Source organism: Paenibacillus thermotolerans, assembly GCF_028745515.1.
Classification (GTDB): domain Bacteria; phylum Bacillota; class Bacilli; order Paenibacillales; family YIM-B00363; genus Paenibacillus_AE; species Paenibacillus_AE thermotolerans.
Genome location: NZ_JAQZSG010000016.1, coordinates 70,130 through 84,646, shown reverse-complemented (window position 1 = coordinate 84,646; position 14,517 = coordinate 70,130). Strand labels below are relative to the sequence as shown.

The 14,517-nt window shown below is 46.1% G+C and carries 12 protein-coding genes; all 12 read left to right on the top strand.

What is annotated here, in order from left to right; genetic code table 11:
* Positions 1 to 134 precede the first annotated feature (134 nt).
* The 12 genes from PT964_RS14725 (at position 135) to PT964_RS14670 (ending at position 14,476) form a co-directional block, all read left to right on the top strand.
* A complete protein-coding gene (locus PT964_RS14725; protein WP_274364120.1) occupies positions 135 to 914 on the top strand; it encodes a GNAT family N-acetyltransferase in 780 nt (259 codons plus the stop codon).
* Positions 911 to 1,804, top strand: coding sequence for a phosphotransferase enzyme family protein (locus tag PT964_RS14720; RefSeq protein ID WP_274364119.1), 894 nt, complete (start codon positions 911 to 913; stop codon positions 1,802 to 1,804). The genes PT964_RS14725 and PT964_RS14720 overlap by 4 nt, the downstream gene beginning before the upstream one ends.
* A gap of 288 nt (positions 1,805 to 2,092) precedes the next feature.
* Positions 2,093 to 3,817, top strand: a complete 1,725-nt coding sequence (locus PT964_RS14715; RefSeq protein WP_274364118.1) for an ATP-binding cassette domain-containing protein — start codon at positions 2,093 to 2,095, stop codon at positions 3,815 to 3,817.
* Between the two features lie 26 nt (positions 3,818 to 3,843).
* Entirely contained in the window at positions 3,844 to 5,652 is a 1,809-nt protein-coding gene (locus PT964_RS14710) for an ABC transporter ATP-binding protein (RefSeq protein ID WP_274364117.1), read from the top strand.
* Between the two features lie 24 nt (positions 5,653 to 5,676).
* Entirely contained in the window at positions 5,677 to 6,183 is a 507-nt protein-coding gene (locus PT964_RS14705; RefSeq protein ID WP_274364116.1) for a hypothetical protein, read from the top strand.
* Between the two features lie 67 nt (positions 6,184 to 6,250).
* Positions 6,251 to 6,550: an NUDIX domain-containing protein gene (locus PT964_RS26430; protein ID WP_337995035.1), complete on the top strand. Its 300-nt coding sequence runs from the start codon at positions 6,251 to 6,253 to the stop codon at positions 6,548 to 6,550.
* A 220-nt stretch (positions 6,551 to 6,770) separates the two neighbouring features.
* Complete coding sequence (locus tag PT964_RS14695; RefSeq protein WP_274364143.1) at positions 6,771 to 7,850, top strand: NAD(P)H-dependent flavin oxidoreductase; 1,080 nt, start codon at positions 6,771 to 6,773, stop codon at positions 7,848 to 7,850.
* Positions 7,851 to 7,944: 94 nt separating this feature from the next.
* Positions 7,945 to 8,448 carry a DinB family protein gene (locus PT964_RS14690; RefSeq protein ID WP_274364115.1) on the top strand — a complete coding sequence of 168 codons (504 nt, stop codon included), beginning with the start codon at positions 7,945 to 7,947 and terminating at the stop codon, positions 8,446 to 8,448.
* A gap of 109 nt (positions 8,449 to 8,557) precedes the next feature.
* Entirely contained in the window at positions 8,558 to 9,055 is a 498-nt protein-coding gene (locus PT964_RS14685; RefSeq protein ID WP_274364114.1) for a P-loop NTPase family protein, read from the top strand.
* 226 nt (positions 9,056 to 9,281) lie between these two features.
* The gene (locus tag PT964_RS14680) at positions 9,282 to 11,126 is read left to right on the top strand and encodes an ABC transporter ATP-binding protein (protein WP_274364113.1); all 1,845 of its coding nucleotides are present in this window, start codon (positions 9,282 to 9,284) and stop codon (positions 11,124 to 11,126) included.
* On the top strand, positions 11,101 to 12,930 hold the full coding sequence (locus PT964_RS14675; RefSeq protein ID WP_274364112.1) for an ABC transporter ATP-binding protein: 1,830 nt from the start codon (positions 11,101 to 11,103) through the stop codon (positions 12,928 to 12,930). Before PT964_RS14680 ends, PT964_RS14675 begins: the two co-directional genes overlap by 26 nt.
* Before the next feature lie 667 nt (positions 12,931 to 13,597).
* Complete coding sequence (locus tag PT964_RS14670) at positions 13,598 to 14,476, top strand: PhzF family phenazine biosynthesis protein (protein WP_274364111.1); 879 nt, start codon at positions 13,598 to 13,600, stop codon at positions 14,474 to 14,476.
* Positions 14,477 to 14,517 lie beyond the last annotated feature (41 nt).

Below are 14,517 nucleotides of genomic sequence, written 5' to 3'. Positions count from 1 at the left end.
GATTGATTTTACTACGCACAGCTACTCAAAGGGGGGTTAGGACGCTGTAGGTGGGGCCAGTCAGCGAATATCTCTTGCATAATGTATATTAATGCATTAAATTGTATTAATATACAATTCGCTGGAGGGCATTTATGGAAAAAAAGTTGGTTGAAGAATTATCATTAAATCACTGGCAGTCTTTATCAACTTTAATGTACGACGGTTGGTTATTACGTTTTGCGGACGGATATACGAAGCGGGCTAATTCGATCAGTCCGATCTACGGCTCATCACTAGACCTGCGTCACAAAATCCAAGAATGCGAGAAAATCTACACGGCTAACCAATTGCGGACCACCTTTAAGATTACGCCATTCATTCATCCTTATAACCTTGATAAAGTCTTAGAGGAAGAAGGCTATGATCAGATAGACCTTACCAGTGTCCAGACACGGAGATTAGATCAAATCCAAGCCCCCGAGTTCCAAAATGTAAAGATTGATGATCGAATCGACGCGGAATGGATCCAGATGTTCTGTAGATTGAGTGGCCTTAAAGGTAATCATATGGCTACAATCGAACGAATGCTTTCCAACATCAGGACGAAAAAAGGGTTCATTTCTCTGTATCACAATAAACAGGTGATCGCTTGTGGTTTTGCGGTGATCGAACGAGATTATATAGGGTTGTATGATATTATCACGGATCAATCATTCAGGAACCAAGGATTCGGAGAACAGATGATACGGCATCTTTTGCAATGGGGAAAGGATAACGGTGCTCGATCGAGCTATTTGGCGGTTGTAGCAAACAACCTCCCCGCCATTAGGCTGTATGAAAAATTAGGATATTCAGAAATATATCAGTATTGGTATCGTGTAAAAGATACATACATTTTTTCGCAAACTGAGAGAAGGGAGGTTGAATGGTGAGCAATAGTGCAGACTCGATGCTGCCAAGTGGTGAACTCTTAGAAAAGCTTAATATCAATGTAGTCGCTCCGCTGGGAGGGAGACTCAACCAACATTGGCTTGTGAACTGTAATAACGAACGCCTTGTACTACGCCTCTGGCATAAAGCAACTCACATCGATGATATCGAGTATGAGGCAAATCTGCTCAAGAGCATTGCCGAACTTGGATGGCCTGTTGCATCCGTCATTGAAGGGCCGATTGAGTCGGGGGAGCAATTCTGGGGGTTGTTCCCTTATCTTCAAGGTGAACCGCCCTCTGTCGAGAATCCGGCAGCCGAGCAGCGAGCCAGGGGACGCCTTATAGCGCAATTCCACAATGATCTTAAGAGACTCAGCGGAATTGGACAGCGTAAGGATTGGCGGCGATGTGAGGAGATCCTATTCGACGACGAGTTAGATATATTGCTGTCAGAAAATGAAAAGAATAGACCGGAAGAAATACGCATTTTGCGGTGGCACCTCGAACGTGCTCGCAAACGGGTGGAGGGACTGCAGTTGCATTCCCGGCCAGGTATCGTGATCCATGGTGATTTTACACCTTGGAACTTACGATTCCAAGATGGGAAGCTCTCCGGTATACTCGACTTTGAGCTTGCTCATTGGGATCATAGAGTCGGCGAATTTGCGCTCTCGTGGCGGGGAAAGTACGACGAAGTGATTTATGGTTATGATGAAGTTTCGCCTCTTGAGCCGGTGGAGTGGGAACTGCTCGCGCCAATGTGGTGGGCGGGACTTATTGAGGGGGCATGTAGGCACCTGAAGAAAGGCACTCGTGACGACGGCTGGATCATCAAGAAATTGTTGGAGCGTTCACCGCTGATGGGACAGGACGCCGTCCCGTTTCGTTAAGCGATTGCACTAACGCGCACATGCAGGTCGCTTCGGCAACCTGCTTTTTCTGTTTGGTGTGGGTTGTATAAACATAAAAGACACCCTAAAGGTGTCTTAGTAAATACTGAAGATGGTATTACGGTTTTTGGGTGAATTCAAATAAAGCACGGGTATCCTTGCCTTCGATAATATTATTATACATACCGGTGAAATAACAGTCTACACTTTTTTTCTATATTAGGATACATTTTTCAATATCGAATCGATGGGGGGATTTTCATCATAACCGAGATGTATCGCATTTTTATGTATTCGGTACAAATGATTGGCAGCGATGATCAGAGGCCGATGAAGCGAAAAGCGGTGCTCGACACACTCAACATGTTGCTGCTGCCGCTTAGACTGATCTTAATTAAACTTGTGATTGACAGCATTCAACTATGGGGCCGACCGGGTTCAGTATTAACTTTGATCGTCTTGTGTGCTTTTCTTGCCATCCTTATGACAGCCTCGGCTTTTATCGGTTCCTCATCATTGCTCATGCATACGCGGATCTACGAAATCGGCACTCTCCAAAAAGAACGTGCTGTAGTCGAGAAGACGGCGCGGTTGCCTTTTCGTCTGACGGAATTGCCTGCGGTGAAAGACTTGCGAAATCGCGCATTGATGTACTCCCCTGATTCTGTATATCTAGAAGGTATGAGTCTTCTACTGAATAGTTTGCAAACTGTATTTTTATTTGGTGTCATCTGTTGGATGGGGTACTGGCCATTAGCTATTTTTTTAATTTCCTTCGGCAGCTTCCAAGGCTGGTTATTTTCCTCAATAGATGCCCGTTTGGAGCATTTTAAAATAAATCAAACTTCAACGTTCAGGTTGGCTGATCATATCCACAATCTGCTTATTTCCAAAAGCCCTGCAAAAGAAATGCGGATTTTCGGCCTTGGATCTATACTGCAGCAGCGCTGGATCGGATATTTTCAGGATGCAAGCAAGCGGAACGAACAAGCACTGGTCAAAAGCGAGAGGAGCAAGCTCGTTCCGGAAATGTCGCTTGCGTTGATAAGCGGGGTTGCGATCCTTATCATCATGCTGACAAGTACGAGCAATTCACGTTCCGCCGGTGATTACGTCATGTTGTTTCAGTGTATAACCATATTGGCCGGAGCGATTCCGAATGCCGTGAAACAGGTAGGAACCCTGACGCAAATGGTGATCCGCGGGCATGACTTTATTTCATACCGTGAGCTCGAAGACGACCGGTTTGCCGATGAAACTGGATATGCCGGAAAAATTGGGTTGAAGGTTGAACGGTTGGTATTCCGATATGATAAAACGCCCTATCGCCGACCGACGTTGCAGCAGATCAGCTTCGAGATTGAGCCTGGATCAAAAGTAGCAATCGTAGGCGAAAATGGTTCCGGTAAATCAACTTTAGTAAAGCTTCTGCTAGGACTGTATAACCCAGATGAAGGGACGGTCCGTTGGATGACGGAACAAGGTGCTGTCAATGCCGGAGATTCTGCTTATCGAGCATCGGTCGTCTTTCAAGATTTTACCCGTTATCAATTGAGTTTACGGGAAAATGTAGCTGTCGGTGATATGAATAACATCGAAGAAGACTCTATGATTTGCAACTCTCTCGAGAAAGCGGGGATCGGCGGGCTGACCACACGGATTGATGAAATCGTGGGAACGGAATTCGGACGCTCTGATTTATCGGGCGGGCAGTGGCAAAAGGTTGCAGTGGCAAGAGCGTTTATGCGAGGCGAAAGCTTCCTCGTCTTTGATGAACCGACCGCTTCACTCGATCCCAAAGCGGAGAAACAGTCGTTTTCCGATTTTCTACAAGCGGCTGCCGGACAAACGGCGATTCTTGTAACTCATAGATTAGGAGCCGCGAGGCTAGCCGATCGCATCATCGTTTTGAAGGAAGGCAATCTAGTTGAACAAGGGACTCATGAGCAATTGATGGAGCGGCAAGGCGAATATGCGCGGTTATATCATCTTCAGTCTGCATGGTATGCATGATGATCAAGGTATAGGGAGGATACGGTTTGGATCAATACAAACAGCGGGCTTTTGGAATAGTAAAGCTTCTGAAGCTGATTGCGATGAAGCACCCTTTTTTGATTTTGCTATGGTCAATGGTTCCGCTATTATCGGGTTTGGTTATTGTGCCTCTGGCAACGGCGGAACGGCAGCTGATCGACATAGCGATCCGCTATGCAGGAAAGGAATGGGATACTGTGTTCCGGGAAGTTTGGCCGTCGCTGCTTCTGCTTGTAGGCGCGTCCATAGGAGCGGCTCTGCTCGGATTTACAAGAAAAATGAGCGACACATTGATGGCAAATCGGGCTTCACTACACATGTTAACGGAGATTCAAAATCGTAGTATCCACTCCTCTTTAGAGCAGTTGGAAAATTCCGAGTACTATGACCGTCTAAGCAGGGCACAGGCGGCAGCGGGAGAGGAGTTGACCGGCATTTTGAAAAACTTAGCGGATACGATACGTCTAATTTGCACATTCGCAGGGATGCTTGTTGTAGTATCTGCCGGTCATCCTACGTTATCTATATTACTATTAGCCGTCAGCATGATCGTTCTCATCCAGAGGCTTCGCCTTGAAATTGCCGTTAAACAGAGCGCACGAGCGCTGACGACAGACGGCCGAATGGCCGATTATTTGAAACAGTCGCTATCGGAGCCGAAAGTATTGAAAGAACTGAAGGTGTTTCGCGCTACAAGTTATTTTAGGCAATTATGGTACGGCAAGGCGAGCGCGTATGAGATCACGCGAAACAATTACAGAAGACAAGAGGGGAAGATGTCGGCTTGGTTCGCCACCTGGTTCATGGCGACCATGTTTACGTCTCTAGCTATCATGATGTATCGGCTTGATGTTGGAGCGGTTACGGTAGGTACGGTTGCAATCGTGTTTCAAACCATATTTCAAGCACAAGGCGTCCCCTTGCAGATGTCATGGTCGTTAAGCAAACTTTATGTGCAGGGCGTGAAAGCATCCGATCTGGCTGAGTTTTTGATCGAACCTGTTAAAGTGTCGTCACATCAATTGGAGGTCCTCAAGAAGCCGATAAATACGATTCGATTTGAAAACGTCTCCTTTCGTTATCCGGGTGTAGAAGAGTCGGTGTTGCACGGACTAAATATTACGCTTTATGCGGGTCAAACGGTTGCGCTTGTTGGCGATAACGGCGCTGGAAAGTCAACTTTTATCAAATTGATGCTGGGACTGTTCGAGCCGAGTGAAGGACGAATCACCCTCAATGGTCATGATATCCGATATTTGGACAAAATTTTATTATGGAAAAGCGTAAGTGCGGTATTTCAAGATTGCGGACACTATCCTCTAACTATACGGGAATATGTCACAGCCGGCCAATCCATTCATGCTAAAGATGACAAAAGCATTCAAGCTGCATTAGATGCGTGCGGACTTCATTCTTTAGGAGAGAGCGACGAAGGTCTAAACCTGATGCTGACATCTGTGTGGGAAGACGGGCGTGAGCTTTCGGGAGGACAGTGGCAGCGGCTTGCAATAGCAAGGGCCTTGCTGCGCAATAGTGATGTGGTCGCCTTTGACGAGCCAACCTCGGCCATCGATCCTAGCGGTGAGATGGAACTTTATAACAGTTGCAAAAGGCTGGTCCAGGGGAAGTTGGCGGTGTTCGTATCTCATAGGCTGGGGTGGGCACGTTATTCCGACCGCATTCTCGTTCTGCATAACGGGACGATTGCGGAGGATGGCACCCACGATGAGCTTATGCAGCTGGATGGCTTATATGCAGGTTCGTTTCGCGGGCAGGCTTCCTGGTATGCGATGAATGGGAATGCGATCTTTTAAACTGTACAAGTCACTTAGGGGATTATGGTAACGTTAACTCGCGGTGAAGGGGAGGATGCTTTTGTGAAAAAAATGCGCCTTTTAATATCTATCATGGTTGCATTCATTGTTTTAGGATTAATTTGGTACTTTGCGTATCCAATAAAGATTCAAAGTGTGATGAAAGATACAACTAAGGTTGAAAAGATAGCTTTTCATATAATCTCTCAAGGCGAAACGCAACATTATTCAATACAATTTAATCAATTTAATGAAAAGACAAATATCAGTGAGTTGATCAACTTACTAGATACAGTATCGTATCATCGGCAGCTCAGAACATATAAAGGGAGCACCGGCAGAAAAATTATGATGTTTATCTTTTATCGAAACAAGGAAGGCGCTCTAACTAATTATTCCTTTGATATCAATGAATCTGGAATAATAATTAGTGACAATAAACAATATCAGATGAATGGGGATACAGAAAGAGTTTTTAACGATGTTTATTCATGGATCAAGAAGGAAGGTGAATACATTCCCAACCCGTGACACGAGTCTGCTGTGGGTTTGATACAATTTTCTATGGTCGTAACCAAAACCAAAAGGACGTGATTGGGTGGAGAAGATACGCCTTCGTGCTTGCGCCCTGATCATTCAGGATGGAGCCATCTTGCTCATCGAGTATAAAAACGATAACGACGACGGCGTACATTACAATTTTCCGGCAGGTGGCCTTGAAGCGGGTGAAACCTTCGTTGAAGCTGTAATGCGGGAAGCCAAAGAAGAGGCATGTGCCGACATAAAAGTCGGTTCCGTTGCATTTGTTTATGAATATCAACCAACTAAAAACAACTACATTTATGGTAGTACGCACTCCGTTGGCATTACATTTGAATGCGAATTGAAAGCAGGATGAACCCCTAAACTCCCCGAAAAGCCAGACCCTAATCAAACAGCTGTAAAATGGATACCGATTTCGGAATTAAACACGATTCAACTCTACCCAGAAATTAACCAAGACATTATAGATTACTACAACGGCAATAAGTATCGTAATTATGTCGAAGAATATGAAATTCAACAAAGTAAACTGTTACGCTAGTGTAGCGTCAGATGAAGCCAAGAAGGAGTTTGAAATAATGAAGACAGAACTAACACGAAAGCTCAAGATTGAATACCCTATCCTTCAAGCGCCAATGGCAGGCGGCCCGACGACGCCGGATTTAGTTGCATCAGTTTCAAACGCCGGAGGGCTCGGAAACCTCGGAGCAGGTTATTTATCGCCTGAGCAAATCGGAATTGCCATCAGGGAGATAAAGCAAAGAACAGATCGGCCCTTTGGTGTAAACCTGTTCATACCCGAACAACCGGATCCCCCCCAAGATACCATTGCCGCAATGAATAATTACCTTAACAAATATCGTGCGGAGATAGGTATTGCTCCAAATACATCGAACCCGAAGCTTGTGGAGTCGTTCGAAGAACAAGTACAGGTCTTGCTTGAAGAAAATGTCTCCGTCCTTAGTTTCACCTTTGGCATACCGTCGCAGGATATTGTTCAAGCCATAAAACAGAAAGGGATTTTCGTCGTTGGTACAGCAACGACAGTCGATGAAGCCATAGCTTTAGAAGCCGCTGGAGTAGACGCGGTTGTTGCCCAAGGAAGTGAGGCAGGAGGACACCGAGGCTCGTTCTTAACAAGCACCGCAGACGCACTGATTGGTACTATGGCTCTTGTTCCGCAAATTGTGGATCATGTGTCGGTTCCCGTAATCGCATCGGGTGGCATCATGGATGGGCGTGGGCTTGTTGCAAGCCTCGCATTAGGGGCTTCCGCAGTGCAGATGGGTACTGCTTTTTTAGCAAGCATTGAAAGCGGAGCCCATGCAGTACATAAGCAGAAAATAATTTCGTCAAACGAAGATTCAACCGAGGTTACAAATTTCTATTCAGGAAAAGCTGCGCGTGGCATTCTTACGGAATTCATGAAGGATATGCGCTTCTATGAGGGGGATATTCCCGCCTACCCGATTCAAAACGCGTTGACGAGGGATATTCGCCAAGCAGCCTCTAAAATGAATAATCCGGAGTATATGTCACTTTGGGCCGGCCAAGGCCTTAGGTTAGCCAAAGACCACGCAGCTGCGGAAATCGTGAAACAGACGGTCGACCAGGCTGCCCTTCTTATCAGAGGCATAAGCAGACTTTGGGAATGAGTGTAATATCCGTTCCCGATCCAACGCTTTGCCCCCCTTTACATGCGAACAAACGTTTGATACGATTGTAGCAAAATATGGGAGGTGTAAATTATTGGACAGTTCAAATATTGTGATTGACCATCTATTGATCAAATATAAAGCAGATCAGAAGTGGACGCGCAAGGTAATTGAACAGTTATCGGAAGAGGATATCATATGGTCACCGACACCTGAGAGTAACAGCATAGCTAATTTAATAGCACACATTTCGGGCGCTGTTCATCAGTGGTTTGAAACCGCATACTTTGGCGCTACTTACATCGAGGATAGAAGCAACGAATTCAAACGCGGTCTCCGAATGTCAAAAGAGCAAGCGTTGGAGATATCAAATAAATCATATGATTGCATCATTCGAGTTCTTGAAATGATGAAAGCGAACCCAGAAAGACTTCTGGAACAACCTTATCTAAATTACCCGACGTTTAACTCCGCTGCCTTGAATAATCAATCCACTATTCTGGAAATGCTCTTACATCAATTCAGACATCTACCTAGCCACACAGGGCAAATCATATACATAGCAAAAATGAGGAAGGGGAAATTGGTGTGGGATTGAAACTAGGTATCAGAATCCTTTTCCAACAAAACGAACATAACCTCATGGAGCTTACCCATAGGGAAAAAGTGATGGTATTCAATTAGCGGGACATGTACAGCGGAGGAATATGAAAAAGGTTCTTATCACTGGAATAGTAGCGAGTGGCAAGACGACATTTGCCAAGCGGTTATCAAATAAAATCAACGTTCCTTGGTATGAGTTGGATACTGTCGTCTATCATCGTACAGAGTCGGGGAGATCCAAGCGGACAGCAGTAGAGCAGGTTGAGGTTATTATGGAAATTGATAAGCATGGTTCTTGGATATTTGAAGGAACCGACCGTGAATCTTATCGTTGCTTATTTGACATGGCTGATACAATCATATTTCTCGATACTCCGCTTTGGAAGAGGAAGGTAAGAATTTCAACTCGGTTCCTCAAGCAAAATCTTGGTATTGAAAAATGTCATTATAAACCTGATATTGCAATGTTAAAAATGATGTATCAATGGACACGGGAGTATGAAAAAAATAGAGGAGATTTTGAAGCAAGGTTGGAGTTGTATAAGAATAAAGTAATTAAACTGTCCGACAATAATGACTTAGATTTTGTATATGATGATTGAGAACGAGAGCAGAGCGATGGAACCGATCCATCGCTTATTTACATTATGGTGTGTACATTGATTCTACCGGCAGTTGAATGACCCAAAAGCCTGCAAATTCAACTAATGCTTGATAGGACGAAATTCGCGGAAGTGCTATGCTGTTCTCGACAATGCGCTAAGGCGATATCCTGCAGCAATATCGACTTTAGCCGATGCTTCATTAATCAAATAAGGAGGTTTTATTGTGGCAAAAGAGAAAGCGGCGTACTCCGCGTGGTCAAACATCGTTTACTCCATGCGGCTTCATTGGCGGGCAAGGCCGCTAACGCTGATTTGTTGTGTCATCTCGGTGCTTGTCGGTGTCGGTCTGCCCTTTGTCAGTATACTTATGCCCAAAATTGTCATCGACAATATTACGGCAGGCGTCACGCCAGGCGAATTTATACTGTCGGTGGGCGTTATGGCTCTTCTACTCGCCGTGCTGAGCTGCGCGAAAAGCTACGCCGATCTCATCACCAACGAATCAGTGGGCACCATCAGCATATTGAAACACCTTCAAATCACCATGCATAAGCATTTGGTCATGGACTTCGAGGTGCTGGAGAGCCCCGGATACGCCAAGCTGGGGGAAAAGGCGTGGCGAGCCATGCAAAGTAATCACTCTCCTTCCTCCAACGTACCGCGCACCATGTCGCAGCTATCAATGAACGTATTGGGTTTTCTTACATATGGTACGGTTATTGTTGCGGTACACCCCCTTATTATTCTCTTTCTTGCACTGTCGGCTGGAATCAACTGGCTGGCGCTCTCCCGCGCGCGCAAGATCGAGAGGGACACGCGCGAGGAGCGGTCAAAGCTTCAGGGCAAGCTGTGGTATATCCAGAAGGTATCGAAAGAGCCGTCCGGTGGTAAAGACGTGCGCCTTTATGGCCTTAGCAGCCTGATCAGCGGCATTTTTCAAAATGTACTCGCTACCTGTACCGAAAAAGAGAAAAAGGTAGCGACGGGTGATATGAAGGCGCAGCTTTCGGATGCCGCGCTCAGCCTATTGCGCGACGGCGCGGCGTACGCGTTTCTGATTTACCTGCTGCTAAACGGCGAAATGACGTTGGGCAATTTCGTGCTCGTGTTTGCCGCCATTGGAGCGTTTGCGGGTTGGTTGTCGGGCATTTTGACACATTCCAGCGAGCTTATGCGAGCCTTAAGCGAGTTGTCGGACATACGCGCTTATCTTGACGTACCCGATATTTCAAACACCGGCGCCGGCCATAAGCTGCCGTCCGGCGACATGCTCCCCCCTGCAATCACACTAAAAAACGTCGGATATACATATCCGGAGGCGAAGGAGCCGACCCTTAGCGGCATAGATCTTGAAATAAAGCCGGGAGAGCGCATCGCCATTGTCGGGGCGAACGGAGCGGGCAAGACGACGTTTATTAAGCTCTTATGCGGGCTTTATAAGCCCACAAGCGGCGAAATTACGCTCAGCGGCGTCGACATTACGCGCTATAACAGGGATGATTATTTCACACTGTTTTCCACGGTGTTTCAGGATATTCATCTCTTCTGCTGCGATATTGCCGGAAACGTTTCGCAACAGTCTCCTGATAAGACAGACTACGAGAAGGTAAAGAAATGCCTATACTTATCCGGACTTATGGATAAGGTAAGCGGACTTGAGAAGGGTGAATCGACTCTTCTTGTAAGGCGTGTGCACGACGACGCAATCGAGCTTTCAGGCGGTGAGAAGCAGAAGCTGGCGCTGGCGCGCGCACTGTATAAAGACGCGCCGGTCATCATCTTGGATGAGCCTACGGCTGCGCTTGACCCTATTGCCGAGAGCGAGATCTATCAGCGTTACGCCGAACTGACTGCGGGCAAAACATCGATTTACATATCTCACAGGCTGGCAAGCACGCGTTTTTGCGACAGGATCTTGTTAATCGACGGCGGCGGCATTGCCGAGTGCGGCACGCACGATGAGCTAATGAGATTTGGCGGGAAATATGCCGAGATGTTTGAGGTCCAGTCTCACTACTATAAGGATAAGGAGGTTGCCGAAAATGAAGAATCGCTCCATCTGGCGTAACCTTCGTCGCGGATACGGCATTGTAAATCGTTTAACGCCAACCTATATTCCTCTTACTTTCGTCACATCCTTTATTAAAGCTGTGCAGCCGTTAATGGTGCTCTTCCTGTCTGCCCAGATCATTAACGAGCTGGCCGGCGCGCGCAATGTGGAACGCATTACGCTGTACGTCGCGCTTGCCGTAGGGCTCGCGTTTATCCTCTCGGCTGTAAACGCCGCGGTGTCGCGCCGGATTACGACCTTAAACAGTACTTTGTGGGCGCGTTTCTACTTTTTCTTAGGTCACCGGTATATGCAGCTTAATTACGATCAGGTGGAAGATGCTAAAAATAACGAAACGTTGGCGGATATTGAAGCCAAGACTAACGGTAACGGACTTGGCATTATGCGCTTGCATTACAGTTTGCCGGAATTATTGCAGCCCGTTTTTGAACTTGCGGCGTCTATCGTGCTGGTAATCGGCATGTTTTCATCCGCCTCTTCATACGAGCATACGTTTATAACGTCTCCTTTTGCCACCGGCTTGCTGATCTTTCTCATCCTTCTTATACTTCCCTTTACCTATGTACTAAAGAAGAGGGAGGAGAGGATCCAGAAGAAGGTGTTTGAGGAAAACCCGAAGTCAAACACCTATGTACATTTTTTTAACGAATATATGCAGGCTAAGAACGCCGCGAAGGACATTCGCCTTTATAAACAGGCGTCCGCGATCGAGGAACACTACAAAAAATCGGTTGGAGCAGAGTTCTGGTACAAAATTTTCGACTATTTCGGAAAGAACAACGCGTTGGCGGCAGCTATCAATGCTGTGCTAGGCGGCTGCGTCTATCTCTTTATCGGCCTTCGGGCGCTATATGGTATGTATCCCTTAGGCAGCGTGGTTCAGTATATCGGCGCGGTTACCGGCGCTGTCGGCGCACTGGCCAAGCTTGTCTCGGTTCTAGGGAACTTTATTACAAACAACCAGTATCTCGGACTTTTGTTCGACTATCTTGACCTGCCGGACAACATGCGAATAAGCGGCGGAAAAAGACGAATCCCGCAAACCGAACTGGAGTTTGAGTTTCGCGACGTGTCATTTAAGTATCCCGGCGCCGACAAATACGCCATTGAGCGCCTTAGCATGAAGTTTAATATCGGCCGGCGGCTTGCCGTTGTAGGGATGAACGGCAGCGGCAAGACAACAATGATTAAACTCCTATGCCGGCTTTATGAACCTACAGAGGGTGTTATCACATTAAATGGCATTGACATAAGGGAGTACGACTATTCGGCGTATATGGGTGTTTTCAGCGTTGTGTTTCAAGATTTTAAACTCTACTCATTGTCGCTTGGCCATAACGTTGCCGCCGCCGAGAACTATGACGCAAAAATGGCGGAGGAGTCCCTTATTATGGCGGGGTTCGGCGAAAAGTTAAAGAATATGCCCAAAGGGCTTCATACCTTCTTGCACAAGGATTTTTCCGACGACGGCGTTGAAATTTCAGGGGGCGAAGCGCAAAAGGTGGCTCTGGCAAGGGCACTGTACAAAAATGCGCCTTTTGTGGTACTTGACGAGCCGACGTCAGCTTTGGACCCCATAGCGGAGTTTGAGATTTATTCCCGATTTAATGAGTTGATCGGTGACAAAACGGCCATCTTCGTCTCCCACCGGCTCTCGTCCTGCCGGTTCTGCCACGACATCGCCGTGTTTCACGAAGGACGGCTTATTCAACGCGGCTCCCACGACGAACTATTAAGCGATCGGGGCGGGAAATACGCTGAACTGTGGAATGCGCAGGCGCAGTATTACGTCGGCGCGTGATATTCCCTATAGAGGGGGATGTTCATTTTGATAAATCAAGAAGAACTAATTAAATTTGTTAGCCGCAGAAGGATGAGGTTGCGAAAGGGGGACATTATGTCTTTTAACTGGTTAAGATTTGGCTTCCAAATCATTTGGTTATTGGGGTTATTTTTATTGGTTGTAGCATTTCACCATTATGAACAAGCAGTAAAGGAAATTGTTGGTACCACCTTTAATCTCGCTCCTCAATTATGGTTTACTTCTTCTGTACCCTTTTTGTTCGGTATATATCTTTCACTGCTTTTCGTTAAAAAATGGTTTTTTAAAGTTAATTTACAGTTACTCTTAAGTATATGCGTTCCGTGCCTAATCCTCTCTTTTTACAGTCCCATTGTATATTCTTTTTTTACGATGACTGCAACCTCTACGACGTTTAGCATACCTATTCCGTATTGGATGATAATTATTAATAATTTTGGAATCGTTTCATTTGTTGCTGGATTTACCTTGGTGAACGCAATTTTCGGAAGTAAGTCGTTGAATTAACAGGCGATGGAGGCGATGGAATAGTTCCATCGCTTTTTTTATTTACATCACCGTCCGGGCCATTATCTTCAATAAATTTCATCACTACACCACCCGGAATTGGTAAGATAATAGGTACAAACGGACAGGCGGTGGACATGTGAAAAAAGTAAAAGTTTACCATTACGATGCATTCAGCAATATTCCGAATATGGGAAATCCAGCGGGGGTCGTCTTTGACGGCGAAACTCTCTCGGAGGAGCAAATGCAGGAAGTCGCGGAGAAGGTCGGCTTTAATGAAACGGCTTTCCCTTTAAAATCCGATAAAGCAGATGTCAGAATCCGATTTTTTACGCCAGGACATGAAATCAATCTATGCGGGCACGCGACGATGGCCACTTTATATGCCCTACAAACAATGGGGCGACTGGGTGATAAAACCGATCTTACGATTGAAACAAAAGCAGGAGTCTTGCCGGTACGTTTCACTGTAAACGGCGGGCTTTTTATCACCATGAGACAGGCTGTTCCCCAGTTTCAAGTGTTTAATGGTTCTCTTAACGATTTGGCTCGTTCGATGGGCATCGAAGAAAGCGATATTGAAACGCAACTTCCCACGTTGTACGGCAGCACAGGTACATGGACATTGTTGGTTCCCATTAAAACTCTAGCCGCATTCAAACGAATGCAGCCAAATAATAAGGTTTTTCCTGATGTGCTGAAGGAAATGCCCCGATCGTCCATCCACCCGTTTTGTCTGGAAACTTACGATTTTAATGCGCACATGCACGCGCGTCATTTTTCATCTCCGTTTTCGGGTACGATTGAGGATCCTGTTACAGGCACTGCTTCCGGGGTCATGGGGGCTTACTATTCCAGGTACGTAGATAACAACGTTCCTTCATTAGAACTTCTTATCGAACAGGGTCATGAAATCGGAAGGAACGGTAGGATTCAAGTGTCCGTATCGGATAACGGCAATGTTGTGGAGGTATCCGGTAACGCGGTTTATGTGAATGAATTTGATATTTTCATTTAATAACAGGCAGAATTTACCCAAGCATTTTTTATGAAAGGATT

Bases quoted from the DNA above. Each gene is read 5' to 3' on its own strand.
- PT964_RS14725 (WP_274364120.1), top strand. From the start codon at position 135: ATGGAAAAAAAGTTGGTTGAAGAATTATCATTAAATCACTGGCAGTCT.
- PT964_RS14715 (WP_274364118.1), top strand. From the start codon at position 2,093: ATGTATTCGGTACAAATGATTGGCAGCGATGATCAGAGGCCGATGAAG.
- PT964_RS14705 (WP_274364116.1), top strand. From the start codon at position 5,677: ATGGTAACGTTAACTCGCGGTGAAGGGGAGGATGCTTTTGTGAAAAAA.
- PT964_RS14685 (WP_274364114.1), top strand. From the start codon at position 8,558: ATGAAAAAGGTTCTTATCACTGGAATAGTAGCGAGTGGCAAGACGACA.
- PT964_RS14675 (WP_274364112.1), top strand. From the start codon at position 11,101: ATGAAGAATCGCTCCATCTGGCGTAACCTTCGTCGCGGATACGGCATT.